The organism is Rhizobium sp. SVR5-2C (assembly GCF_056755115.1).
On the sequence record NZ_JBNDHT010000315.1, the window covers coordinates 1 to 613 of the forward strand.

1 protein-coding gene is annotated in these 613 nt (G+C 56.8%); it reads right to left on the reverse strand.

Translation table 11 applies throughout. The features are described 5' to 3' along the window. A partial coding sequence (locus ACPYOI_RS35875) for a helix-turn-helix domain-containing protein (protein WP_481424147.1) occupies positions 1-302 on the reverse strand: 302 nt, incomplete at its 3' end. Positions 303-613 lie beyond the last annotated feature (311 nt).

Below are 613 nucleotides of genomic sequence, written 5' to 3' on the forward strand. Positions count from 1 at the left end.
ATGTGCAGCGCGCTCGTTACTCCGGACCGCCGAACACCAAGCATGAGCGACAAGAACTCGTGGGATAGGGCGATTTCGGAACTCCCGATGCGGTCCTGACACATCAGCAGCCAGCGAGCCAACCTCTGCACAATAGTTCCCTTTCCGTTGGCAAGCGCGGTGTAGGTAGCTTGTACGTGCACAGTCTGAATGTAACGGATGAGCAGGTCCAGCAAAGTTGGTCTGTCGTGGATCAACCGGTCCAATTCGTCGACCGGCAGACGTTGAGCGGCCCCTGCAATCTGGACGAACAGCCGATGCATTTACTTGGATCGCGTGGCGGGCTCCCAAACCCGACCCTTCCGCGCGCGTTCCCTGGATCAGGTTGCTACGCTTCGGCGCGGCGTCTTTTTGTCTGTACGCTACCGGACCAAACACTCCAACCGTCATCAAGTTCGCTGCGCGGTCTAATTCATCGGTGAACGCGAGCCGTGTCCAGTCGATCAGCGGTTTCAACAGGTAGTCAAAAAAGGTCCTGTCGCCCTTGTTGATGAAGGCATTTACGGGCATCCCAGGTGTAGTTGTTGGACCGACACAGAAGGCGGAAGGTTGTATGTGATGCGCAGTGCACGAT